Genomic DNA, 24,181 nt, shown 5'->3' with positions numbered 1-24,181 from the left:
ATAGTTATACGTTATTTTTTTCCAGACTCGGCGACGGGGAGCGTGATACGAAAACAGATAAGCCCGGATTTATCATCAACCAGGCTCAGCTCGCCCTGCATTTGCCGTACGCAGTCGCGGGCAATGCTCAGCCCCAGACCGCTGCCTTTTACCGCCCCTTTACGCTGGTGACTTCCCTGATAAAAAGGCTCAAAAATCATGTTTCTCTCTGCGGGCGGGATCGGCTCGCCGTTGTTAATAACGTCAATGCAAACCTGCTCGCCGTGCCGATAGCTATGGATTCGAATGTTACCGGATTCAGCACCATAGTGCACCGCATTGGAGTAGAGATTATCCAGTACGCTCACCAGCAGAGCAGGCTCCGCTTCGCAAAAACGCTCGCTGAGCACCAGATCGGTATGCATCATTTTAGCTCTTGCCGGCAGGCTGTGGGCGGAAACCACATTTTCCACCAGCTCGGCCAGATTCACCGTCTCACGCGCAATCGGACCATCGGCCTGTTTACGGTTGTAGTCCAGCAGCTGCTCAATCAGCTTTTGCAGGTTGCGGCTGCTGTTATCCAGAATCTCAACGATCTCCTGCTGCTCGGGCGTCAGCGGCCCGGCCACCCTGTCGGCAAGCAGCTCCGTCCCTTCGCGCATGCTGGCCAGCGGCGTTTTCAGCTCATGGGAAAGATGGCGCAGGAACTGATGTCGCTGGGATTCCAGCCAGGCAAGGCGTTCGCTCAGCCAGATAATGCGTTTGCCGACGGAGCGCAGCTCGCGCGGACCGGTAAACAGCGCGGCGTCATCCAACGATTTCCCCTCGCCCAGTCGGTTGATCATTCTCTCAATGCCCTTCACCGGGCCGATAATCATACGGGTAAAAAGCAGAACCAGCGCCAGGCTGAGCAGAAACAGCACCAGCGCCTGCCAGCCGAAGAACTGACCGCGCTCAGCGATTTCCTGCTGCAGCTGCTGCCCGCGCGAATAGACCACCGTTCGGGTCGCCTGAACCATGTCGCTATTGGCGGAGGCAAACGCTTCCAGGCTGGCGGCAGACTTCGCCGCCGGACCGCTATTTTTACACTGCAGCTCGGCCAGATCGTCGAGATCCTGCCGCAGCGCCCGCCAAATTTTCTCATCAGGCAGGACGCCCGCGTGAGCATCGAGCATTTCACTGTAGCGTTGGCGCTGATTCTGATAGACCCGCGCCAGCGTCGGATCGTCCAGCACGCAGTACTGACGGTAGCTACGTTCCATCTCCAGCGATGCGTTAATCATCGCTTCGCTGCGGCGGGCGTCGATAAGGGTAGTACGGTTGATATGCGCCGCCTGCGCGCTCAGCGCGTTGAGGCTTTGCCACGCCTGCCATGCCAGCACCAGCAGCGGCAGCAGGATCAGCACGAAGGATAACGTGACCAGCTGGCGCAGCGAACGGGGGAAAAGGGAGAGTCGCTTCACGGATAGGGTCTCAATCATTAGCTCATGACGATGCTAACCGAGGACGCAATAAACATCTACGCCGGAAATAATAAAGCCAGGCTACGGGAGCCTGGCTTTATTAAGGAATGAGGCGGTGCCTTACTCGACGTTTCGCCCGATGACTGATAAAGCAGAGCTGTTATCAGGAGTTGGACGGCAGGCACCTGTTTGTGCGTCATTCGAAGTTTATGTAGCGCGTCCCGAAGGGGCTGACATAAGAAGGTGAATGAGCCACTGGTTATAATTATGCACGAACTATGCCACATCTCAAAACATTTTATTAACACAATGAAATATAATACTTTTTTACTATTCATGGACATGAATGATGATGGTCGGTTTTCACGCAAAGTGTCGCTGATTAGCAACACCGGATGAATGATTTAGCAATGCTATTATAAATCAATAGGTTAAGTGTCACCTTTTGACGACACTGCTATGGCGCGTTTGTCGGCGATCCCCGACACCTACTCTCGATATGCCTCACCAATAAAAAAGCCCCCTGCGCGGGCAGGAGGCTTAATGCGATTTGTGAGCGATTTTTAACCCAGCTGCTTACGCGCGTTGCGGAAAATACGCATCCACGGGCTGTCTTCGCCCCAGTTTTCCGGGTGCCATGAGTTCGACACGGTGCGGAACACGCGCTCCGGGTGCGGCATCATGATGGTCGCGCGCCCGCTTTCGCTGGTCACTGCGGTGATGCCGTTCGGCGACCCGTTCGGGTTAGCCGGATAGTTTTCCGTCACCTTACCGACGTTGTCGACGAAGCGCAGCGCCACCAGGCCTTTGCTTTCCAGCTGCGCCAGATGCGCGCCATCGCGGACTTCCACCTGCCCTTCACCGTGAGATACGGCAATTGGCATCATGGACCCCACCATTCCCTGCAGCAGCAGCGACGGGCTCTGCGTCACCTCAACCAGGCTGAAGCGCGCTTCAAAGCGGTCGGACTGGTTACGTACAAAGCGCGGCCACAGGTCGCTGCCCGGGATCAGCTCGCGCAGGTTAGACATCATCTGGCAGCCATTGCACACGCCCAGCGCCAGGGTCTGAGGACGATGGAAGAAAGTGGCAAATTCGTCGCGAACGCGTTCATTGAACAGGATTGATTTCGCCCAGCCCTCACCGGCGCCTAAAACGTCACCGTAGGAGAAGCCGCCGCAGGCCACCAGCGCCTGGAAGTCAGCAAGACCGGTACGGCCCGCCAGCAGGTCGCTCATATGCACGTCAATGGCATCGAAGCCCGCACGATGGAACGCTGCCGCCATTTCAACGTGGGAGTTCACGCCCTGCTCGCGCAGCACCGCGACCTTCGGACGCGCGCCGGTGGCAATATAAGGCGCAGCAATATCCTCATTAATATCGAAGGAGAGCTTCACGTTGAGGCCCGGATCGGCATCGTTGGCTTTCGCCTCGTGCTCCTGGTCGGCGCACTCCGGGTTATCGCGCAGACGCTGCATTTGCCAGGTGGTTTCCGCCCACCACATACGCAGCGTCGTGCGGCTTTCGCTGAATACCGGATGACCGTCGGCCTCGATGACAAAGCGATCGCCCGTCGTGGCCTGGCCAAGATAGTGAACGCAATCCGCCAGACCATGAGCGGCCAGCAGCGCTTCGACTGCCTGGCGGTCAGCGGCACGAACCTGAATCACGCCGCCAAGCTCTTCGTTAAACAGCGCGGCCAGACGATCCTCGCCGAGCGCGGCGATATCAACCTTGACGCCGCAGTGGCCGGTAAAGGCCATTTCGGCCAGCGTGACTAGCAGGCCGCCGTCAGACCGGTCGTGCCACGCCAGCAGCTTACCTTCAGCTACCAGCGCCTGCATTGCGTCCCAGAAGCCTTTCAGCTGCGCGACATCGCGAACGTCGGCAGTCACATCGCCAAGCTGACGATAAACCTGCGCCAGCGCGGTCGCGCCCAGCGCATTGTTCCCCTTGCCTAAATCAATCAGCAGCAGGGCGTTGTCAACGGTTGCGAGCTGCGGGGTGACGGTACGGCGTACGTCTTCCACGCGGGCAAAAGCGGAAATCACCAGCGACAGCGGGGAGGTCATCTCGCGCTGTTCGGTACCTTCCTGCCAGCGGGTTTTCATCGACATGGAGTCTTTACCCACCGGAATCGTCAGTCCCAGGGCCGGACAAAGTTCTTCGCCAATCGCTTTTACCGCTTCATATAAACCGGCGTCTTCGCCTGGGTGACCGGCTGCAGCCATCCAGTTTGCCGACAGCTTCACGCGATTGAGCGCGCCAATCTGCGTCGCCGCGATGTTGGTCAGCGCCTCGCCGACCGCCAGACGGGCAGAAGCGGCAAAGTCCAGCAGTGCAACCGGCGCGCGCTCGCCAATAGACATGGCTTCGCCGTAATAGCTGTCAAGGCTGGCGGTTGTCACCGCGCAGTTAGCCACCGGGATCTGCCACGGCCCCACCATCTGATCGCGCGCCACCATACCGGTGACGGTGCGGTCGCCGATGGTGACGAGGAAGGTTTTCTCCGCCACGGTCGGCAGGTGCAGCACGCGATTCACCGCGTCGGCAATAGTGATGCCCTGGCGTTCCAGACTCTGGCCCTGGGCTTTGAGGGTCTGCACGTCGCGGGTCATTTTCGGCGTTTTACCCAGCAGCACGTCAAGCGGCAGGTCGATCGGGCGATCGTCAAAGTGACTATCATCGAGGCTCAAATGCAGCGCTTCGGTGGCTTCGCCAATGACCGCGTACGGCGCGCGTTCGCGGCGGCACAGCTCATCAAACAGCGGCAGCTGCTCCGGCGCGACCGCCAGAACATAACGTTCCTGAGATTCGTTACACCAGATTTCCAGCGGGCTCATGCCCGGCTCATCGCTGAGGATATCGCGCAGCTGGAATTTACCGCCGCGTCCGCCGTCGCTCACCAGTTCCGGCATCGCATTAGACAAACCGCCGGCGCCGACATCGTGGATAAACAGAATCGGGTTGGCGTCGCCCAGCTGCCAGCAGCGGTCGATAACCTCCTGGCAGCGACGCTCCATCTCCGGGTTGTCGCGCTGTACGGAGGCAAAATCCAGATCGGCATCAGACTGGCCGGAGGCCATTGAAGAGGCCGCACCGCCGCCGAGGCCGATGTTCATCGCCGGGCCGCCGAGAACAATCAGCTTCGCGCCGACGACAATCTCGCCCTTCTGCACGTGTTCGCCGCGAATGTTGCCGATACCGCCCGCCAGCATAATGGGCTTGTGATAGCCGCGCAGCTCTTCGCCGTTGTGGCTGGTAACCTTCTCTTCATAAGTACGGAAGTAGCCATTGAGCGCCGGACGACCGAATTCGTTGTTAAACGCCGCGCCGCCCAGCGGGCCTTCAGTCATGATATCCAGCGCGGTGACGATGCGATCCGGCTTGCCGAAATCCTCTTCCCACGGCTGTTCAAAACCGGGTATACGCAGGTTGGAAACCGAGAAGCCCACCAGACCCGCCTTCGGTTTCGCCCCGCGTCCGGTGGCGCCTTCATCGCGAATTTCACCGCCGGAACCGGTCGCCGCGCCCGGCCACGGAGAAATCGCCGTCGGGTGGTTATGGGTTTCGACCTTCATCAGAATATGCGCGTCTTCCTGGTGGAAGTTGTAGCGGCCGGTTTCGTGGTCGGCGAAGTAGCGACCCACGGCTGAACCTTCCATTACCGCGGCGTTGTCTTTATAAGCAGACAGCACGTAGTCCGGGGTTTTCTCGAAGGTGTTTTTAATCATTTTGAACAGCGACTTCGGCTGCTTTTCGCCATCAATGACCCAGTCGGCGTTAAAAATCTTGTGTCGGCAGTGCTCGGAGTTAGCCTGCGCGAACATATAGAGTTCGATATCGTTCGGGTTGCGACCCAACTTCTGGAAAGCATCCTGCAGATAGTCGATTTCATCCTCCGCCAGCGCCAGCCCCAGACGGAGGTTGGCGTCGATCAGCGCCTGACGGCCAAGACCCAGCAGATCAACGCTGGTGACCGGAGTTGGCTGATGGTGGGCGAAGAGTTTTTCACCCTCTTCCAGCGCCGTGAAGACGCTTTCCATCATGCGGTCATGCAGTTCGGCCGCCACCAGTGACCACTGTTGGTCATTCAGGCTGCCCGCTTCGACGTAATACGCCACGCCGCGTTCCAGGCGCACCACCTGAGACAGGCCGCAGTTATGGGCGATGTCGGTAGCTTTAGAAGACCAGGGAGAGATGGTGCCAGGACGGGGGGTAACGAGCAGTAGCTTGCCGGTTGGGGTATGGCTGCTTAAGTTCGGGCCATATTTGAGCAACCTTGCCAGACTCTCGCGATCGTCGCCGCTGAGCGGGGCGCTAAGGTCGGCAAAATGAACGTACTCGGCATATATCGTGCTGACCGGAAGGTTGGCCGCCTGGAAACGTGCCAGCAGTTTATTGATACGGAATGCCGACAGTGCAGGTGAACCACGCAAAATTTCCATCATAAGTCTCTCGTCTTCGAAGCTTTCATGGTGAGCCAGGGGGGAAACGGGCGCCATTATAGTGAATCCTGCGCCCCGACGAAACCGTTTGCGTAGAAATAAAATGATTGCCGGGGTTTATCAATTAATGTGACTCATCTCGCGAATAAGTTGCCAACTGACGCATTCTTAAGCAAAATGCCGCTCATTCAAAGACAACCTTTTACTTTTTCTGGTCATAATCTGCTGAGGAACCCAAAGCTGCAGAAGATTAACTATCTGAAAAAACTAAAGATTAATTATCTGCTCATCGGCATTGTGACCCTCCTGCTGGCGGCCGCCCTGTGGCCGTCTCTCCCGTGGATGGGTAAACCAGAAAACCGCGTGGCGGGGATCATTGCGCGCGGAGAATTGCGCATCAGCACCATTAATTCGCCGATGACCTTCGCGACCCTCAATGATAAATCCTACGGTTTTGATTATGAGCTGGCGCAGCAGTTTGCCGACTACCTCGGCGTCGAGCTCAAAGTCACCGTCAGGCAGAATATCAGCCAGCTCTTCGACGATCTCGATGAAGGCAAAGCCGACATGCTGGCTGCCGGTCTGGTCTACAACTCCGAACGGGTGAAAAACTATCAGGTCGGGCCGACCTACTATTCCGTTTCGCAACAGCTGGTGTATCGCAAAGGCAACCTGCGCCCGCGCACCCTGGCAAATCTTACCGCGGCGCAGCTGGCGATCGCTCCCGGGCACGTGGCGATTAACGATCTCCAGGGGCTGAAAGAGCAAAAATATCCCGACCTCGACTGGCGCGTGGACGATAAGCGCGGGACGACGGCGCTAATGCAGGCGGTCATCGATGGCAAGCTCGACTATACCGTGGCGGATTCGGTCGCCGTCAGCCTGTTCCAGCGCGTTCACCCGGAGCTGGCCGTCGCCCTCGATATCAGCGACGAGCAGCCGGTCACCTGGTTTAGCGAAAAAGGCGAAGATAATTCCCTGTCGGCGGCAATGCTCGATTTCTTCAATAATATTAATGAAGACGGCACCCTCGCGAGGCTGGAGGAGAAATACCTCGGCCACGGCAACGATTTTGATTACGTTGATACCCGCACCTTCCTGCGCGCCGTGGAAAGCGTTCTCCCGGACCTGCAGCCAATGTTTGAAAAATATGCCCGGCAGATAGACTGGCGGCTGCTGGCGGCCATCTCGTGGCAGGAATCGCACTGGGATCCGCAGGCCACCTCCCCTACTGGCGTGCGCGGAATAATGATGCTGACCCGCAATACGGCCCAAAGCCTGGGGTTGACGGATCGCACCGACGCCGAACAAAGCATCGACGGCGGTATGCGTTATTTGCAGGATATGATGAATAAAGTGCCGGAGTCGGTGCCGCAGGACGAGCGCATCTGGTTTGCGCTGGCGGCTTACAATATGGGCTACGCGCACATGCTTGACGCGATGGCGCTGACGAAAAAGCAGAAAGGCGACCCGAATAGCTGGGCCGATGTAAAACAGCGTCTGCCGCTGTTAAGCCAGAAAAACTACTATAGCCGCCTGAAGTACGGCTTTGCGCGCGGGCACGAAGCCTACGCCTACGTTGAAAACATCCGCAAATATCATATTAGCCTTGTGGGCTATCTCTCTGAAAAAGAGAGAAAAGACGCGCAGATGGCGGCCCTGGGCGAACACTACCCAGCGGTCATGCCGGATGAGTTGGATAAACCGGAACAGTACGCCTCGTCCTTTTTCAACTTTCGCGCCGAAACGCTGGTTGATAACGCAAAATTAAAAATTCCCGGCGCCGGGCATTAATCCTGCGCCTGCTGGCCAGATCGCTTCAGCGCTTTTTTCTCTTCGCGCCGCCAGCGAAAGAAATCGCTCAGCATGCCGGAACAGGCCTCCGTCATAATTCCTTCCGTTATTTCTACCCGATGATTCATGCCCGGATGATGCAGCACATCCATCAGCGACCCGGCGGCGCCGGTTTTCGCATCCCTGGCGCCAAATACCAGCCGGGAAATACGGCTGTGCACCATCGCTCCGGCGCACATCACGCAGGGCTCAAGGGTAACGTACAGCGTTGCGTCAATCAGGCGATAGTTTTGCAGCACCAGTCCGCCCTGACGCAGGGCCATAATCTCGGCGTGCGCGGTCGGATCGTGGCGGCCGATTGGCCGGTTCCAGCCCTCGCCGATGACCTGATGATTATGCACCAGCACGGCGCCGACCGGCACTTCGCCCTCTTCCCAGGCGCGTTTGGCCAGCGTCAGGGCGTGACGCATCCAGTATTCATCATTTAATTCATGGTCAGACAAAACGAGCACTCCTGCAGAAAAGCGGGGCGCATTATACATGGGCGCTATGTATTACACACTATTCTAACTGCTGAAGATCGCCCTGCGGCGTCACCCGCCAGCGGTGCTGGCAAAAATTGAGCAGCGGGTTGTCCTGCTCGCTGTCGCTGTAGCCGCTATACAATCGCAGCGGAGCGCCTATTTTCTGTTCCAGCTGCGCCACCTTTTCGTTGCCGAGGCAGCGAAGGGTTAAGCCCCAGCCGCCGCAGCGCCGCTCCATCCGGCTGGCAATCAGATTGACCCGCGGTAGCCAGGCGGTATCAAAATAGACTTGCTCAACCAGCGACTGCGGCGAACCGGTAATCAGCCAGACGTCGGCGTCCGTGCTGGACAGATAATGGCTAAGCCGTGCCTGAACAACCGGGAATGCCGTAACGTGCTGGCGAAACCAGCGAACAAAACTCGCCTCCAGCCGTTTAAGGTGACGCTCGCTGCGTCCGAAGGTTGAAGCCCACAGCAGCAGGCTCATCGGCCAGCGCGCGGCGCGACCGTACAACATCAGCCCGGCGGCAATAACAGGCAATAAAGGAAGCACCAGCAGCGCATTCAGCGGCTGATGGCGCAGGACAAAGCGCAAAAAGCTGCCGAACATATCCTGCTGATGCAAGGTTCCATCCAGATCAAAAAAAACCACTCTCCGCGTGCTGCTATTCAAAACCTACTCCCATGTACGATCGCCCGATAACCAGTAGCTTAACAGCCTTACGTCGCGAATAGCGAAAACATACGCTGTCGTTGAATCCGGATTAAGAAAACGCGCTTGCAGAGAAATCTTAGGATAGAATTTTTAATTCGCGATAATCCTCTTATAATCGAATACAAAATTCTTTCAGCCGAGGGTGAAGCTGTCCTCCGGAGCCGCTATGAACTGTTTGACCCGTATTCGCCAGCGCTACCCTACGTTGGCCGCAAGCGATAAAAAACTGGCCGATTTCATTCTGGCTCAACCGGATCAAACCCGCCACCTCAGCTCACAGCAGCTGGCGGGCGAAGCCGGCGTCAGTCAGTCAAGCGTAGTGAAATTTGCGCAGAAGATGGGATTCAAAGGCTTCCCGGCGTTAAAGCTGGCGCTGAGCGAAGCCCTGGCAAGCGCCCCTACGCCGCAGTCCGTACCGGTACATAATCAGATTCGCGGCGACGATCCTCTTCGGCTGGTTGGCGAAAAGCTGATTAAGGATAACATCGCGGCTATGCACGCCTCGCTGGACGTCAACACCGAAGAGAAGCTGCTGGAAGCCGTCACGCTGCTGCGCCACGCCCGACGGGTGATCATTACCGGTATCGGCGCATCGGGCCTGGTGGCGAGAAACTTTAGCTGGAAGCTGATGAAAATCGGTATTAACGCCGTCTCTGAACAGGATATGCACGCGCTGCTGGCAACGGTACAGGCGATGTCCCCGGACGATCTGCTGCTGGCCATTTCCTACTCCGGTGAACGACGCGAGATCAATATGGCGGCGGGTGAAGCGTTACGGGTAGGAAGCCAGATCCTGGCGATCACCGGTTTTAACCCCAACGCGCTTCAGCAGCAGGCTACGTTGTGCCTGTACACCATTGCGGAGGAGCAGGCCACGCGCAGCGCCGCGATCTCCTCCACCAGCGCGCAGATGATGCTGACCGATCTCCTGTTTATGGGGTTGGTGCAGCAGGATCTTGAGCACGCTCCGGAGCGGATTCGCCACAGCGAAGCGCTGGTGAAAAAGCTGGTGTAACCCCGAGTGCCCTGCCCACTGGCAGAAGCTCTCTCTTATTGGCTCAAGCCGGGCAAAATTTCTCCGCTACGGATGGTCGCCCCGCGGTTGAAAAGAGCTGGTCCGGGCAGAAAATAGGCGTATAATGCCCGCCCTGTTTGTGTTGTTTCTGAGAATTTCCTGATGGCGCTGTTAATCACCAAAAAATGTATCAACTGCGATATGTGCGAGCCTGAGTGCCCGAATGAGGCGATATCCATGGGTGATAGCATTTATGAAATTAACAGCGACCGCTGCACCGAATGCGTTGGCCACTATGATACGCCGACCTGCCAGAAGGTGTGTCCGATCCCAAATACCATCCTGAAAGATCCAGCCCATAACGAAAATGAAGAGCAGCTGTGGGATAAGTTTGTCCTGCTGCACCACGCGGACAAACTGTGATATTGCCGGATGGCGTTATCCGGCCAGTCTAGCTTTCGATAATCACCGTAGCGCAGGCATAGTGACGTTCGTCGGCCAGCGTCACGTGAATGCTGCTGACGCCCAGTCGCTCAGCCAGACTCTTCGCTTCGCCCCACAACCGTAGCTTTGGCTTACCCAGCTCGTCGTTGTAAACCTCAAACTGGTTAAATGCCAGGCCATTGCGGATGCCGGTGCCAAGCGCCTTGGCCGCCGCTTCTTTAACGGCGAAACGCTTAGCCAGAAAACGGACCGGCTGCTGATGCTGTTGCCATATCGCCCACTCGTGATCGCTCAGTACGCGACGGGCCAGACGGTCACCGCTGCGGGCAATCACCGCTTCAATACGGGCGATTTCAACGATATCAGTACCCAGTCCGAGAATAGCCATCAGGCGCGAGCTTCCAGCATCAGGCGCTTCATTTCCGCAACCGCCTCTTTAAGGCCGCTCATCACCGCACGGCCAATAATCGCGTGGCCGATGTTCAGCTCGTGCATTTCAGGCAGCGCCGCAATGGCTTTTACATTATGGTAGGTCAGGCCGTGACCGGCATTGACCTTCAGCCCCAGGCTGGCGGCATAGGTCGCCGCTTTGGCAATACGCTCCAGCTCTTTTGCCTGCTCGGCGTCGGTTTGCGCATCGGCGTAGCAGCCGGTGTGAATTTCGATATAGGGTGCGCCCACGTCCGCTGCCGCCTTAATTTGCGCGTTGTCCGCATCAATAAACAGCGAAACCAGGATGCCGGCGTCGGCAAGACGCTTACAGGCATCGCGCATTTTATCGAGTTGGCCCGCCACGTCCAGCCCGCCTTCGGTGGTCACTTCCTGGCGCTTTTCCGGCACCAGACAGCAGAAATGAGGTTGAGTCTCACAAGCGATATTCAGCATCTCTTCCGTCACCGCCATCTCAAGGTTCATGCGGGTATCCAGCGTCTGGCGCAAAATACGGACATCGCGGTCGGTAATATGGCGACGATCTTCGCGAAGGTGGACGGTAATACCGTCGGCGCCGGCCTGTTCGGCGATAAATGCCGCCTGTACCGGATCAGGATAAGCGGTACCGCGGGCGTTGCGTAATGTCGCAATGTGGTCAATGTTGACCCCTAACAGTAATTCAGCCATGACAATCCTCGTTAATCGTTATTTGTTATTTGTTTTATCGGCTCGCGCTGCCCGCGCGGGCAAAAACTGACGAAAAAGCTCGCGACTTTTTAGCGGCTTCCCGCCCAGATAGGGCTTCAGGGCGATACGTGTGAAACGTTTTGCCGCGCGCAGCGCATCGCTGTCCGGAAATTCACGGCTCGCCAACGCCTTAAGATGGTGCCCGGTAAAGGTGCTGTTATCAATAACCACGCTGGCGATAAAGCCTTTTTCTTCACGGTAGCGATAGGTCATCGCATCGTCAACCGCTTCTCCGCTGCCGGCGCAATGCAGGAAATCCACGCCATACCCCAGGTGCCCAAGCAACGCCAGTTCAAAACGCCGTAGCGCCGGTTCCGGCGAGCCGCTTGCGCCAGCCAGAGACTGGATACAGTGTAGATAATCGAAAAAGAGTTCGGAGAAGCGCGTTTCATGCTCAAGCACGCGAGAGAGCAGTTCGTTGACGTAAAGGCCGCTGTAGAGCGTGATACCGCTGAGAGGGAGGGCCAGCGAGACGGCTTCCGCGCTGCGCAGCGTTTTGACTTCGCCGCGCCCGCCAAAGCGAAGCAGCAAGGGAGTAAAGGGCTGAAGCGCGCCTTTGAGGTTGGAACGTTTGGAACGTGCGCCTTTAGCCACAAGGCGCACGCGGCCGGATTCTTCCGTGAAGACGTCCAGCATCAGGCTGGTTTCGCTCCAGGGACGACTATGCAGTACGAAAGCGCGTTGCCAGCCTTCCATCATACTCGTCGTCTTTCAAGCCGCAGGTGCGCTGGCTGCGCCCACTCCCCCCAGTCACTTACTGAAGTAAGCTCCCGGGTACTCGCGGTCTTGCCGCGTGACTCAGCCTCCGGCCTCGCTCCTTCGGAGCCAGCGCAAGCGCTGTTCAAAACACTTTGTGTTTTGGCCTGCACCTCGAAAGCCATAGAGTATCCAAACTTAGAGATCGTCGCCGTAACCGAGACTGCGCAGCGCGCGTTCGTCATCAGCCCAGCCGGATTTCACTTTCACCCACAGTTCGAGGTGAACCGGCGCTTCAAACATATCCTGCATGTCTTTACGCGCTTCGATACCGATAGTTTTGATTTTGGCCCCTTTATTGCCAATCACCATCTTCTTCTGGCCTTCACGCTCAACCAGGATCAGACCGTTGATATCGTAACCGCCGCGTTCATTGGTCACAAAACGTTCGATTTCAACGGTGACGGAATAGGGCAGTTCTGCGCCGAGGAAACGCATCAGCTTTTCGCGAATGATCTCGGAAGCCATAAAGCGCTGAGAACGGTCGGTAATGTAATCTTCCGGGAAGTGATGAATCGCTTCCGGCAGATGCTTACGCACAATTCCGGCGATAGTATCAACGTTCAGCCCGGTTTCCGCGGAAATCGGCACAATATCGAGAAAGTTCATCTGGCTGCCGAGGAACTGCAGATGCGGCAGTAGATCCCCTTTTTCCTGTACGTTATCGACTTTGTTGACCGCCAGAATCACCGGCGCTTTGCCGTCGCGCAGCTTGTTGAGCACCATCTCGTCGTCCGGCGTCCAGCGGGTACCTTCAACGACGAAAATAACCAGCTCAACGTCGCCAATGGAGCTGCTTGCCGCTTTGTTCATCAGGCGGTTTATCGCGCGTTTTTCTTCCATATGCAGACCCGGGGTATCGACGTAGATCGCCTGGTACGGGCCTTCAGTATGAATACCGACGATGCGGTGACGCGTCGTCTGTGCTTTTCGGGAAGTAATAGAGATCTTCTGCCCGAGCAGCTTGTTCAGCAATGTGGATTTGCCCACGTTTGGACGACCAACGATGGCAATAAATCCGCAGTAGTTTTTTTCTTCGCTCATTCCAGCTCCAGCTTTTTCAGCGCCTGTTCGGCGGCAGCCTGCTCCGCCTTGCGACGGCTAGAACCCGTGCCAACCACCGGTTCACTCAGGCCGCTAACCTGGCAGTGGATAGTAAATTCCTGATCGTGCGCTTCACCGCGAACCTGTACCACCAGGTACGACGGCAGCGGCAGATGACGCCCCTGCAGATATTCCTGCAAGCGGGTCTTCGGATCCTTTTGCTTGTCACCAGGGCTGATTTCATCCAGACGACTCTGGTACCAGGAGAGAATAAGACGCTCAACGTTCTGAATATCGCTGTCGAGGAAAATCCCGCCGATTAGAGCTTCAACGGTGTCCGCCAGTATCGATTCACGGCGAAAGCCCCCGCTTTTCAATTCACCCGGCCCAAGACGCAGACATTCGCCTAATTCGAACTCACGGGCAATTTCTGCCAGCGTGTTGCCTCGCACCAGCGTCGCGCGCATGCGACTCATATCACCTTCGTCTACCCGAGGGAAACGATGATAGAGCGCGTTTGCGATCACAAAGCTCAATATTGAGTCACCTAAAAATTCCAGGCGCTCATTATGTTTGCTGCTGGCACTGCGATGAGTTAATGCCTGTTGCAACAGCTCCTGATGATGAAAAGTGTAGCCCAGCTTCCGTTGAAGCCGATTAATTACGATGGGGTTCATGCGTTACCAATAGATGAATGCGTCAAAAATGCAGCACACGAAACCGACCTGAGTAAAAACCAACGCGGTTTCGTGTGCTGTGTCAATCTTACGAGAGACAACCTAAAACTTCGGGGGGATATTCTATACGCAACGACAAGGGATGTCGTTAGTTTGAATAGATTTAAATCTTAAATAATTCACGCTGCCGTTATTGCGGCGGCAGCGTGAATAAGGCAGGAAAATTACTGGATACCGCCGATACGCGATAAACGTACACCGGTAGGCCATTCGCCTTCCTGTTTTTCGAAACTCATCCAGATTGCGGTCGCTTTACCCACCAGATTCGCCTCCGGCACAAAGCCCCAATAACGGCTGTCGGCGCTGTTATCGCGGTTGTCACCCATCATGAAATACTGGCCCGGCGGAACAATCCAGGTCGCCAGCGGCAAGCCGGACTGGTGGTAATACATCCCCACCTGATCCTGAGCAATCGGTACGGTCAGAATACGGTGCGTCACTTCGCCCAGCGTTTCTTTACGTTCGGTCAGGCGGATACCATCGGCTTTGGTTTCGCCTTTCGGCAGTTGCCAGAAACCACTGGTCGCTTCCCCGCCGTTGCTACGGGAGAAGGTCTGAACGAAATCGCTCGGCTCAACGTTGGAGTAAGTGACCGGCAGCGCGTTGCCGCAGGCCTGGCCAGAACTACAGCCCGGCTGGATAGTGACCTGTTTAGCAATGGGATCGTAGGTCACTTTATCGCCCGGCAAACCGACCGCGCGCTTGATATAATCCAGGCGCGGATCTTGCGGATATTTAAAGACCACAATATCGCCGCGTTTCGGATGCCCGGTTTCGATCAGCGTTTTCTGGTAAATCGGATCTTTAATGCCGTAGGCAAACTTCTCAACCAGAATAAAATCGCCGATCAGCAGCGTCGGCATCATCGACCCGGATGGGATCTGGAAGGGCTCATAAATAAATGAGCGAACCACCAGCACAATCGCCAGAACCGGGAATACCGAAGCGCCGGTTTCCAGCCAGCCCGGTTTCGGGCCAACTTTTTTCAGCGTTTTCTTGTCTAACTGGTCGCCGGTCGCCGCCTGGGCAGCAGCCTGACTTTCGCGACGTTTTGGCGCAAAGATAAACTTATCCAGGCACCACAACAGACCCGTCACCAAAGTCGCGATGACCAGGATCAGGGCAAACATGTTCGCCATGCCAACTCCTTAGGTTATTTGCCGTCTTTACCAACGTGCAGAATGGCGAGGAACGCTTCCTGCGGGAGCTCAACGTTGCCGACCTGCTTCATGCGTTTCTTACCGTCTTTCTGCTTCTGCAGCAGCTTTTTCTTACGGCTGACGTCGCCGCCATAGCATTTCGCGAGGACGTTTTTACGCAGCTGCTTCACGGTAGAACGGGCAATAATGTGGTTACCGATGGCAGCCTGGATAGCGATATCGAACTGCTGACGCGGGATCAGCTCTTTCATCTTCTCTACCAGTTCGCGGCCGCGGTACGGCGCATTGTCGTTGTGCGTGATCAGCGCCAGCGCATCCACGCGCTCGCCGTTAATCAACACATCTACACGCACCATGTTGGAAGCCTGGAAGCGCTTGAAGTTGTAATCCAGCGACGCATAGCCGCGGGAGGTGGACTTCAGACGGTCGAAGAAGTCGAGCACCACTTCCGCCATCGGAATTTCATAGGTCAGCGCCACCTGATTGCCGTGGTAGACCATGTTGGTCTGCACACCGCGTTTTTCGATACACAGGGTGATGACGTTGCCCAAAAACTCCTGCGGCAGCAGCATGTGACACTCAGCGATCGGCTCGCGCAGCTCCTGGATATTGTTCAGCGGCGGCAGCTTCGACGGGCTATCGACGTAGATAACCTCTTTCGAGGTGGTTTCGACTTCATAGACTACCGTCGGCGCCGTGGTGATCAGATCCAGGTCATATTCACGCTCCAGACGCTCCTGGATGATCTCCATATGCAGAAGACCGAGGAAGCCGCAGCGGAAACCGAAGCCCAGCGCGGTAGAACTCTCCGGCTCGTAGAATAGTGAAGCATCGTTGAGGCTCAGTTTGCCCAGCGCGTCGCGGAAGTTCTCATAATCATCTGAGCTTACCGGGAACAGGCCGGCATACACCTGCGGTTTCACCTTTTTGAAGCCAGGTAGCGCTTTCTCTGCCGGGTTGCGCGCAAGCGTCAGCGTATCGCCGACCGGCGCGCCGAGGATGTCTTTAATGGCGCAAACCAGCCAGCCTACCTCGCCGCATTTCAGCTCGGTACGGTCAACCTGTTTCGGCGTGAAAATCCCCAGACGGTCGGCGTTATACACCTGCCCGGTGCTCATCACCTTAATTTTATCGCCTTTGCGCATAGTGCCGTTTTTGATACGCACCAGAGAAACGACGCCGAGGTAGTTATCAAACCAGGAGTCGATGATCAGCGCCTGCAGCGGCGCCTCCGGATCGCCTTCCGGAGGCGGAATATCGCGCACCAGGCGTTCCAGCACATCTGGGACGCCAACGCCGGTCTTCGCTGAACAGCGTACCGCATCGGTGGCATCAATACCGACAATGTCTTCAATCTCTTCCGCCACGCGTTCCGGATCGGCCGCGGGCAGGTCAATTTTGTTCAGGACCGGAACCACTTCCAGGTCCATTTCCATCGCCGTATAGCAGTTAGCTAGCGTCTGGGCTTCTACACCCTGGCCAGCATCAACCACCAGCAGAGCGCCTTCACAGGCGGCAAGCGAACGAGAAACTTCATAAGAGAAGTCGACGTGGCCGGGGGTGTCGATAAAGTTCAGCTGATAGGTTTCGCCATCGGCCGCTTTGTAATCCAGGGTGACGCTCTGCGCCTTGATAGTGATACCGCGCTCACGTTCAAGATCCATGGAGTCCAGAACCTGGGCTGCCATTTCACGATCGGAAAGGCCACCGCAAATCTGGATAATACGGTCAGACAACGTCGACTTACCGTGGTCGATGTGAGCGATGATTGAAAAGTTACGTATATTCTTCATATTTAGAGTTAATTATGCCTTACGCGAATCATGAGGCCGCTGTTCTGTGCCTGACGTTTTTTAATCCGAAAACGCCGCATTCTACACTACATCCACGAAACCAGGAAATGCTCTTACCGCTAGCATAACCGGAGTAAATGATGAGTTCTTGCGGGAGTTGTAAATAAAGATAAGGGCCAGTGAAATCACTGACCCAGTTGGGAGGAAGGCGTCTCGATGCGGACTAAATCTGGCGGCAAGCCGACGCTGATAATAACCGGCTGCCACGACTGCCGGGAGGCTAGACCCGGCGAAAGACCGCGTGCGACCAGAAACCCGCCCACGCCGCCCAGAATTGCCCCGCATAGCGAGGCAAAGTCGTTGGCAAACAGCACCTGGAATATCGATGCCATCACGAACAATCCGACTAACGGCGCCATATATACCAGTACTGCCGACCCAAGCAGACTACTCTCAGCAATGCCCAGTTCCACTTTTTGCCCGACCGACAGCGGCTGCTCGCAGGGAACGCTAATGGTATGGCTGGTTTGCGGCCCAAGCTTATTCAGCACCCGGCTTCCGCAGCCTGCGCGGGAAGCACAGCTGCTGCAGGAGGCTTTCACATCGCAATGAACCAGCGCAACGCCATTATCCCAGGAAACAACCGTCGCCCACTCTTTAATCATTGGACTGCCCTGAATTTAATACTGTCGGAAATACGCTTCGCCGTTTGCGGCGGTAGCTCGCCAACAATGGTTATCTCTGCATTATCACGCACGGTAGTCGCCACGGTACGACGCCCGGTACGCAGCAGCTGATCGCTGCTATTCGCGGTGGCGCGATTAATATTGATAGAGAAACTAAACAGCCCATCGGAATACAAACGGGACTCAACCGGACCATCGAAGGTGGGTAGACGACGCTGGCTGCTGGACACTTCGGCAACCCCCTGCGGCAGCCATGTTGGCGCCCAGTTGAAGTTGGCCTTATTGCCCCCCTCCGGCACCGACAGCTGCGGAGGCAGATTCGCTTTAGACAGGGTTTCCATGCTGGCGCTCACGTTATCCCCCACGTTGAACGAGACGACCCGGAACTGCTCAAGCGTTTCGCCGTCGCGGTCAAGCAGATCAACGCGCAGAGGCAGCTTAGTTTCAGCGTCTAACCATGCGATATAGCTATAGCGGGTGCCATCGCGAGCCACGACGCGCACGACATCGCATAAACGATCGGCAATACGCGTCCGCCCTACGGAAATAAAGTCGTAATAGGACGACAGACGTTTAAAGTCGGAATAGACCAACGATGGCAGCGAATCAACGATATAGTCGCCGTTCAGGGTAAAAGGATCGAGCCCGGGTTCAAAGTAGCTGATTTCCGTTCCGCGCAGCACTACTTCGCGACGAGGTCCGTCAAGCTGCAGGAGCTGAGCCAGGGTGCGATTATCCAGTTTAGCGTGTCGATACCGCAGCGACTCAACGCCCTGCTTGTTGATGCTGACGAAAGAGAGTTCGTAATTGAGGGACTGGCTGGCCAGGTTCATCTGCTGCAACAACGCCCCGGACGATGTATCAGCCGAGGCGTTGACGGAGAAGAACAGGCTGCCTGCCATGAGCGACATGGCACACCAAAGTTGCTTCATTACTGCGATTGCGTTCCTAAAGTTTGATAGCCCGGTACCTGAACGGCGGCTTGCTGAGTCTGGGCCTGACCAAACTGGAGCTGTTCCGCATGCAGGCGACGCTGCAATTCATAGTCCTGCAGCATAGCATTAATTCTGCGGCGCTGTTCCTGCACCTGAGCCTGCTGACCGCTACCCGCTGAAGCCTCAGCCGGTACGCCCAGGCTAACCGGGCTGGCCTTGCCCATCATCGGCATAGTGTTAAACACCGGCGCCTCCGGCTGCTGAGATGAATCAGAATGGCCATTATACTGCTGGACGCCGACAATCACAGCGAGGGATACGCACGCGGCAACGCCCATCTGGGTGAGCGAGCTGGCCCATGGGCGTACTTTTTGCCAGAAAGGCATCTGTCGCCACTGGTGCGGCGCGGGCTGAGATTCAGGAATAAGAGGAACCGTCTGACGAACGGGCTCGTTTTCAATGGCGGCCATGACGCGAGCTGAGATATCAAAATGGAGCACCTCACTCGTATCGCCTCGCAGCGTATCGCGGATGAGATGGTAGCTCTCCCAGGTTTTTTGCATTTCAGATGAACGCTCCAGCTCGTTGAGCAGTTCGTTATCCAGCGTTTCACCATCCATTAAGGCCGAAAGTTTTTCTTTCTGCATGCCTGATACCCTTTTCCAGTATTCCGCTATCGTCAACGCCTGATTAGCGGTTGAACTTTATTATCAATAGCTTCTCGCGCCCGGAAGATGCGCGAACGCACTGTGCCCACCGGACAATCCATGATGGCGGCTATTTCTTCATAGCTCATGCCATCCAGCTCCCGCAAGGTGATTGCCATGCGTAAATCTTCCGGGAGCGATTCAATGGTACGAAAAACTATTTGTCTCAGCTCTTCTGACAACATTAAGTTCTCAGGGTTCGAAATTTCTTTCAATGCCCCGCCACTTTCGAAGTTTTCAGCATCATTTGCGTCAACATCGCTGGATGGCGGACGGCGGCCCTGAGCAACCAGATAATTCTTCGCCGTGTTGACGGCGATGCGATATAACCAGGTGTAAAAAGCGCTATCCCCCCGGAAAGAATCCAGCGCACGCCATGCTTTGACGAACGATTCCTGAACAACGTCAGCGATATCGCCCGGCGGCACGTAGCGGGAGACCAGGCTTGCAACCTTATGCTGATAGCGCACCACCAGCAGGTTAAATGCTTTCTGATCTCCTTTCTGGACCCGTTCAACGAGGACCTGATCCGTTAACTGCTCGCTCATCCGAGGTAATGTCTCCCCAAACCCAATTCCCATGCGTATTCAAAAACACCACCCAATTACTGCATAAATGAGCAAGCAGAGGGTTGGAGTGTCTGAAAACAATAAAGTTCCGTTACGCCTTAGTTTTTCGTCCGGCACCGGCTGACGGATTGTTATCTCTCATTATATGTCCCGGTAGCTAAACGATATGTAAGATAATAAGAAAAAGCGCAAGACCCGCCAGAAGGGTAACGTAACCCGGCTTTTATTTCACTATAAAATCTGAAGCTAACGAGCCGCTTCGCAAAACCTTTTTTCGCTTCCCCGCCCGTATCATTAAGCCGTTATGTTTAGCCCTCACAACAATGAGTAAAAAAAATGTACGATTTCTCGCGGGCTGGTGCTATTGTTCGCTTATTGTGTTTAGTAAATTAAACAAAGGCTATGAAAACAACTTCCGATTCCTCCTGTGATGTGCTGATTATTGGCAGCGGCGCTGCCGGATTATCCCTTGCCTTACGCCTGGCGGAGCGCTGCACGGTTACGGTTCTCAGCAAAGGCCCTATCAGTGAAGGTTCTACTTTCTACGCGCAGGGCGGAATTGCCGCCGTGTTTGATGAAACCGACAGCGTAGAATCCCACATTGAGGATACGTTGATCGCCGGGGCAGGTCTTTGCGATCGCCATGCGGTGTCGTTTGTGGCGAGCAACGCCAAACCCTGCGTTCAGTGGCTGATCGATCAGGGCGTCTTGTTCGATACCCAGGTTCAGGCGAACGGCGAGGAGAGCTACCATCTGACCCGCGAGGGGGGGCACAGTCACCGCAGAATCCTCCATGCCGCCGATGCGACCGGTAAAGCCGTTGAAACCACCCTGGTGAGCCAGGCGCTGGCCCACCCCAACATCCGCGTGCTAGAGCGCAGCAACGCCGTTGACCTGATTATCTCCGATAAAATCGGTCTGCCCGGAACGCGCCGCGTGGTGGGCGCGTGGATCTGGAATCGTAATAAAGAAGCGGTTGAAACCTGTAGCGCAAAAGCCGTCGTGCTGGCAACCGGCGGCGCGGCGAAAGTTTACCAGTATACAACGAATCCTGACGTCTCTTCCGGCGATGGTATCGCGATGGCCTGGCGTGCCGGCTGTCGGGTCGCCAATCTCGAATTTAATCAGTTTCACCCAACCGCGCTGTACCATCCGCAAGCGCGCAACTTCCTGCTGACGGAAGCGCTGCGCGGCGAGGGCGCCCTATTGAAACGCCCGGACGGCACGCGGTTTATGCCGGACTTTGACGAACGCGGCGAGCTGGCCCCGCGCGATATCGTCGCCAGAGCCATCGATCATGAGATGAAGCGCCTGGGCGCTGACTGCATGTATCTTGATATCAGCCATAAACCCGCAGAATTTATTCGCCACCACTTCCCGATGATCTACGAGAAGCTACTGGGGTTGGGCATCGATCTGACCAAAGAGCCGGTGCCCGTCGTGCCTGCAGCGCACTACACCTGCGGCGGCGTCATGGTTGATGATAATGGGCGTACAGATGTGGATGGACTGTATGCCATCGGCGAAGTGAGCTATACCGGATTACACGGCGCGAACCGCATGGCATCAAACTCGCTGCTTGAGTGCCTTGTCTACGGATGGTCCGCCGCCGAGGATATTGTCAAGCGCATGCCTTTCGCGCAGGCGGTCAACAAACTGCCATCGTGGGACGAAAGTCAGGTCGAAATACCGGATGAACTGGTCGTGATTCAGCACAACTGGCATGAGCTGCGTTTGCTGATGTGGGATTATGTCGGCATCGTGCGCACCACCCGCCGCCTCGAGCGCGCCCTGCGCCGCATTAATATGCTGCAGCAGGAGCTGGACGAATACTACGCCCGCTTTCGCGTCTCCAATAATTTACTGGAGCTGCGTAACCTGGTGCAGGTTGCCGAGCTGATTGTGCGCTGCGCCATGCTACGTAAAGAGAGCCGAGGGCTGCACTATACACTCGACTATCCGGAACAGCTGCCGGATAGCGGGCCATCTGTGCTCTCGCCGCTGGCTTACATAAAAAGATAAAAATCCTGGGTCAAAGCGGTAAAACCTTCGGAATACTGCTGCTCCGGCCCACGGATAATCAATCTGTCGCTAAAGCACTCGTCTCCCGCCGTTGGAGAAAAAGCCAACAGAACCCGATGCGGCGGACGCATTTCCGTTTCCGCTACATCGGTACGTAGACGCAGATGCCAGCCCATATTCTGCGCCCGTTGCACAAAGGCGTTGCCAATGTCGACCGGAAGCACGACGCAGAAAAATCCCTCCTCCGTAATCAACTCGGCGGCGCAGGTTAATAATGTCGAATGATCGAGTGAGGAAGTATAACGAGCCTGCTCGCGCTGCGAGGTTGCGCAAGGTACGCCGTCGGCAAAAAAGGGAGGATTGCTGACAATCAGCTCATAGCGCCGGGTTTGCGGCGGCTGCCATTGCTGAATATCCGCCTGATGAATGTGCAGACGCCCGGCCCATGGAGAATCCTCAGCGTTTTCTTGCGCCTGCGCTGCCGCCTCTTCATCCAGCTCCACGGCATCAACGATCACCGTCTCCCCAGTTCGCTGCGCGAGCATCAGCGCTAACAGACCACTGCCGGCGCCGATATCCAGCACGCGTTTAACCTGAGCGATCGGCGCCCATGCGCCAAGTAAAATACCGTCGGTACCCACTTTCATCGCACAGCGATCGTGGGCGACAAAAAACTGCTTAAACGTAAAACCATTGCGCGGCAGCGCGAACTTCGACTGGGACATCCTCGATAACCTTGCGGGCAAAAAACTCCTGAGCTTAAGGCTATGCACAATACCGGAGAACAGATAGCCTTACAAACAGATGAACATTGCGTCCGTAACGTCTATAATCGGCGGTCCACTCAGAGGTAGATCATGACTGTAACGACTTTTTCCGAACTTGAACTCGACGAAAACCTGCTGGACGCCCTCCAGGATAAAGGTTTCACACGCCCGACAGCCATTCAGGCCGCCGCTATTCCGCCTGCGCTTGATGGCCGTGATATTCTCGGTTCAGCCCCGACCGGCACCGGTAAAACGGCGGCGTATCTCCTGCCAGCGTTGCAGCATCTGCTCGATTTTCCGCGCAAGAAGTCTGGTCCGCCGCGTATCCTTATCCTGACCCCTACTCGCGAACTGGCGATGCAGGTTGCCGACCATGCGCGTGAACTGGCAAAACACACTCATCTGGATATCGCCACGATCACCGGCGGTGTCGCCTATATGAACCATGCCGAAGTGTTCAGCGAGAACCAGGATATCGTGGTCGCCACCACCGGTCGCCTGCTGCAATATATTAAAGAAGAAAACTTTGATTGCCGCGCCGTTGAAACGCTGATCCTTGATGAAGCTGACCGCATGCTGGACATGGGCTTCGCGCAGGATATCGAACATATCGCCGGCGAAACCCGCTGGCGTAAGCAGACCATGCTGTTCTCCGCAACCCTCGAAGGCGACGCCATTAAAGATTTTGCCGAGCGTCTGCTGGAAGAGCCGGCGGAAGTTTCGGCGACGCCTTCCACTCGCGAACGTAAAAAGATCCATCAGTGGTATTACCGCGCGGATGACATCAAGCATAAAACCGCCCTCCTCGTGCATCTTCTGAAGCAGCCGGAAGCGACGCGTTCTATCGTCTTCGTACGTAAGCGCGAGCGCGTGCATGAACTGGCAGGCTGGCTGCGTGAAGCGGGTATCAACACCTGCTGGCTGGAAGGCGAGATGGTGCAGGCGAAACGTAATGAAGCGATTAGCCGTCTCACCGATGGCCGTATTAATGTATTAATCGCTACCGACGTTGCCGCCCGCGGTATTGATATTGCCGATGTGAGTCACGTTTTCAATTTCGACTTGCCGCGCACGGCGGATATCTACCTGCACCGTATCGGTCGTACCGGGCGCGCGGGTAAAAAAGGAACCGCCATTTCTCTGGTTGAAGCCCACGACCATCTGCTGCTGGGTAAAATTGGTCGCTATATTGAAGAGCCGTTAAAAGCCCGCGTCATCGATGAACTGCGCCCGACCACTCGCGCCCCCAGCGAGAAGCAAACCGGTAAACCTTCCAAGAAGGTTTTAGCCAAGCGTGCAGAGAAAAAAGAGAAAGAAAAAGAGAAACCGCGCGTGAAAAAACGCCATCGCGATGCTAAAAATGTCGGCAAGCGTCGTAAGCCGAGCGGCAGCGATACGCCGCAGCAGTCGAGCTAAGAGTAAAAGAGCGCCGGGATATTCCGGC

Annotated in this window: 22 protein-coding genes; 5 read left to right on the top strand and 17 right to left on the bottom strand. The window is 56.1% G+C overall.

All coding sequences use genetic code 11. The features are described from left to right. Window positions 1–11: 11 nt before the first annotated feature. A complete protein-coding gene (locus tag EGY08_RS22580; protein WP_112165712.1) occupies window positions 12–1,442 on the bottom strand; it encodes a sensor histidine kinase in 1,431 nt (476 codons plus the stop codon). A 563-nt stretch (window positions 1,443–2,005) separates the two neighbouring features. Next, window positions 2,006–5,893: a phosphoribosylformylglycinamidine synthase gene (gene purL / locus EGY08_RS22575; RefSeq protein ID WP_112165710.1), complete on the bottom strand. Its 3,888-nt coding sequence runs from the start codon at window positions 5,891–5,893 to the stop codon at window positions 2,006–2,008. Between the two features lie 174 nt (window positions 5,894–6,067). Between purL and mltF the strand changes: the two genes are divergently transcribed. Next, on the top strand, window positions 6,068–7,684 hold the full coding sequence (gene mltF / locus EGY08_RS22565; RefSeq protein WP_123828931.1) for a membrane-bound lytic murein transglycosylase MltF: 1,617 nt from the start codon (window positions 6,068–6,070) through the stop codon (window positions 7,682–7,684). On the opposite strand, the gene tadA is transcribed toward mltF, so the two are convergent. Then, window positions 7,681–8,187 carry a tRNA adenosine(34) deaminase TadA gene (gene tadA, locus EGY08_RS22560; RefSeq protein WP_004123669.1) on the bottom strand — a complete coding sequence of 169 codons (507 nt, stop codon included), beginning with the start codon at window positions 8,185–8,187 and terminating at the stop codon, window positions 7,681–7,683. The genes mltF and tadA overlap by 4 nt on opposite strands. A 58-nt stretch (window positions 8,188–8,245) precedes the next feature. After that, window positions 8,246–8,881: a phosphatidylglycerophosphatase C gene (gene yfhb / locus EGY08_RS22555; protein WP_004123671.1), complete on the bottom strand. Its 636-nt coding sequence runs from the start codon at window positions 8,879–8,881 to the stop codon at window positions 8,246–8,248. A 208-nt stretch (window positions 8,882–9,089) separates the two neighbouring features. Between yfhb and EGY08_RS22550 the strand changes: the two genes are divergently transcribed. Further along, entirely contained in the window at window positions 9,090–9,938 is an 849-nt protein-coding gene (locus EGY08_RS22550; protein ID WP_004123673.1) for a MurR/RpiR family transcriptional regulator, read from the top strand. 162 nt (window positions 9,939–10,100) lie between these two features. Further along, entirely contained in the window at window positions 10,101–10,361 is a 261-nt protein-coding gene (locus EGY08_RS22545; RefSeq protein ID WP_004114478.1) for a YfhL family 4Fe-4S dicluster ferredoxin, read from the top strand. 28 nt (window positions 10,362–10,389) lie between these two features. Here the strand turns inward: EGY08_RS22545 and acpS are convergent, their stop codons facing one another. From acpS to rseD, 12 genes are all read right to left on the bottom strand, one after another. Further along, window positions 10,390–10,770, bottom strand: a complete 381-nt coding sequence (acpS, locus tag EGY08_RS22540; RefSeq protein ID WP_004123676.1) for a holo-ACP synthase — start codon at window positions 10,768–10,770, stop codon at window positions 10,390–10,392. Next, complete coding sequence (gene pdxJ / locus EGY08_RS22535; protein ID WP_004123677.1) at window positions 10,770–11,501, bottom strand: pyridoxine 5'-phosphate synthase; 732 nt, start codon at window positions 11,499–11,501, stop codon at window positions 10,770–10,772. The genes acpS and pdxJ overlap by 1 nt, the downstream gene beginning before the upstream one ends. A gap of 18 nt (window positions 11,502–11,519) precedes the next feature. Further along, window positions 11,520–12,257, bottom strand: coding sequence for a DNA repair protein RecO (recO, locus tag EGY08_RS22530; protein ID WP_123829445.1), 738 nt, complete (start codon window positions 12,255–12,257; stop codon window positions 11,520–11,522). Window positions 12,258–12,455: 198 nt separating this feature from the next. Next, the gene (gene era / locus EGY08_RS22525) at window positions 12,456–13,361 is read right to left on the bottom strand and encodes a GTPase Era (RefSeq protein WP_004123681.1); all 906 of its coding nucleotides are present in this window, start codon (window positions 13,359–13,361) and stop codon (window positions 12,456–12,458) included. Continuing rightward, the gene (gene rnc, locus EGY08_RS22520; RefSeq protein WP_004104573.1) at window positions 13,358–14,038 is read right to left on the bottom strand and encodes a ribonuclease III; all 681 of its coding nucleotides are present in this window, start codon (window positions 14,036–14,038) and stop codon (window positions 13,358–13,360) included. Before rnc ends, era begins: the two co-directional genes overlap by 4 nt. 224 nt (window positions 14,039–14,262) lie before the next feature. Further along, on the bottom strand, window positions 14,263–15,237 hold the full coding sequence (lepB, locus tag EGY08_RS22515; RefSeq protein ID WP_004123684.1) for a signal peptidase I: 975 nt from the start codon (window positions 15,235–15,237) through the stop codon (window positions 14,263–14,265). 14 nt (window positions 15,238–15,251) lie between these two features. Beyond that, a complete protein-coding gene (lepA, locus tag EGY08_RS22510; protein ID WP_004123687.1) occupies window positions 15,252–17,051 on the bottom strand; it encodes a translation elongation factor 4 in 1,800 nt (599 codons plus the stop codon). 185 nt (window positions 17,052–17,236) lie between these two features. After that, window positions 17,237–17,716 (bottom strand): SoxR-reducing system protein RseC, encoded by a 480-nt coding sequence (gene rseC / locus EGY08_RS22505; RefSeq protein ID WP_004123689.1) that lies wholly within the window; start codon window positions 17,714–17,716, stop codon window positions 17,237–17,239. Continuing rightward, window positions 17,713–18,669 carry a sigma-E factor regulatory protein RseB gene (rseB, locus tag EGY08_RS22500; RefSeq protein WP_004123691.1) on the bottom strand — a complete coding sequence of 319 codons (957 nt, stop codon included), beginning with the start codon at window positions 18,667–18,669 and terminating at the stop codon, window positions 17,713–17,715. The genes rseC and rseB overlap by 4 nt, the downstream gene beginning before the upstream one ends. Further along, the gene (gene rseA / locus EGY08_RS22495) at window positions 18,669–19,319 is read right to left on the bottom strand and encodes an anti-sigma-E factor RseA (protein ID WP_004123700.1); all 651 of its coding nucleotides are present in this window, start codon (window positions 19,317–19,319) and stop codon (window positions 18,669–18,671) included. The genes rseB and rseA overlap by 1 nt, the downstream gene beginning before the upstream one ends. Before the next feature lie 32 nt (window positions 19,320–19,351). Then, window positions 19,352–19,927, bottom strand: a complete 576-nt coding sequence (gene rpoE, locus EGY08_RS22490) for an RNA polymerase sigma factor RpoE (RefSeq protein WP_004104583.1) — start codon at window positions 19,925–19,927, stop codon at window positions 19,352–19,354. A gap of 39 nt (window positions 19,928–19,966) precedes the next feature. Next, window positions 19,967–20,065 carry a rpoE leader peptide RseD gene (gene rseD / locus EGY08_RS31445; protein ID WP_157261965.1) on the bottom strand — a complete coding sequence of 33 codons (99 nt, stop codon included), beginning with the start codon at window positions 20,063–20,065 and terminating at the stop codon, window positions 19,967–19,969. Window positions 20,066–20,350: 285 nt separating this feature from the next. On the opposite strand from rseD, the gene nadB reads away from it, so the two are divergent. Further along, window positions 20,351–21,970 carry an L-aspartate oxidase gene (gene nadB / locus EGY08_RS22480; protein WP_123828929.1) on the top strand — a complete coding sequence of 540 codons (1,620 nt, stop codon included), beginning with the start codon at window positions 20,351–20,353 and terminating at the stop codon, window positions 21,968–21,970. Here nadB and trmN read toward each other — a convergent pair. Next, window positions 21,955–22,695, bottom strand: a complete 741-nt coding sequence (trmN, locus tag EGY08_RS22475; protein ID WP_004123705.1) for a tRNA(1)(Val) (adenine(37)-N(6))-methyltransferase TrmN — start codon at window positions 22,693–22,695, stop codon at window positions 21,955–21,957. The genes nadB and trmN overlap by 16 nt on opposite strands. 132 nt (window positions 22,696–22,827) lie before the next feature. On the opposite strand from trmN, the gene srmB reads away from it, so the two are divergent. Then, window positions 22,828–24,153, top strand: a complete 1,326-nt coding sequence (srmB, locus tag EGY08_RS22470) for an ATP-dependent RNA helicase SrmB (protein WP_004123707.1) — start codon at window positions 22,828–22,830, stop codon at window positions 24,151–24,153. Window positions 24,154–24,181 lie beyond the last annotated feature (28 nt).

It is taken from the genome of Klebsiella sp. FDAARGOS_511 (assembly GCF_003812845.1).
GTDB classification, from domain to species: domain Bacteria; phylum Pseudomonadota; class Gammaproteobacteria; order Enterobacterales; family Enterobacteriaceae; genus Klebsiella; species Klebsiella grimontii.
This window is presented reverse-complemented; position numbering and strand designations above follow the sequence as displayed.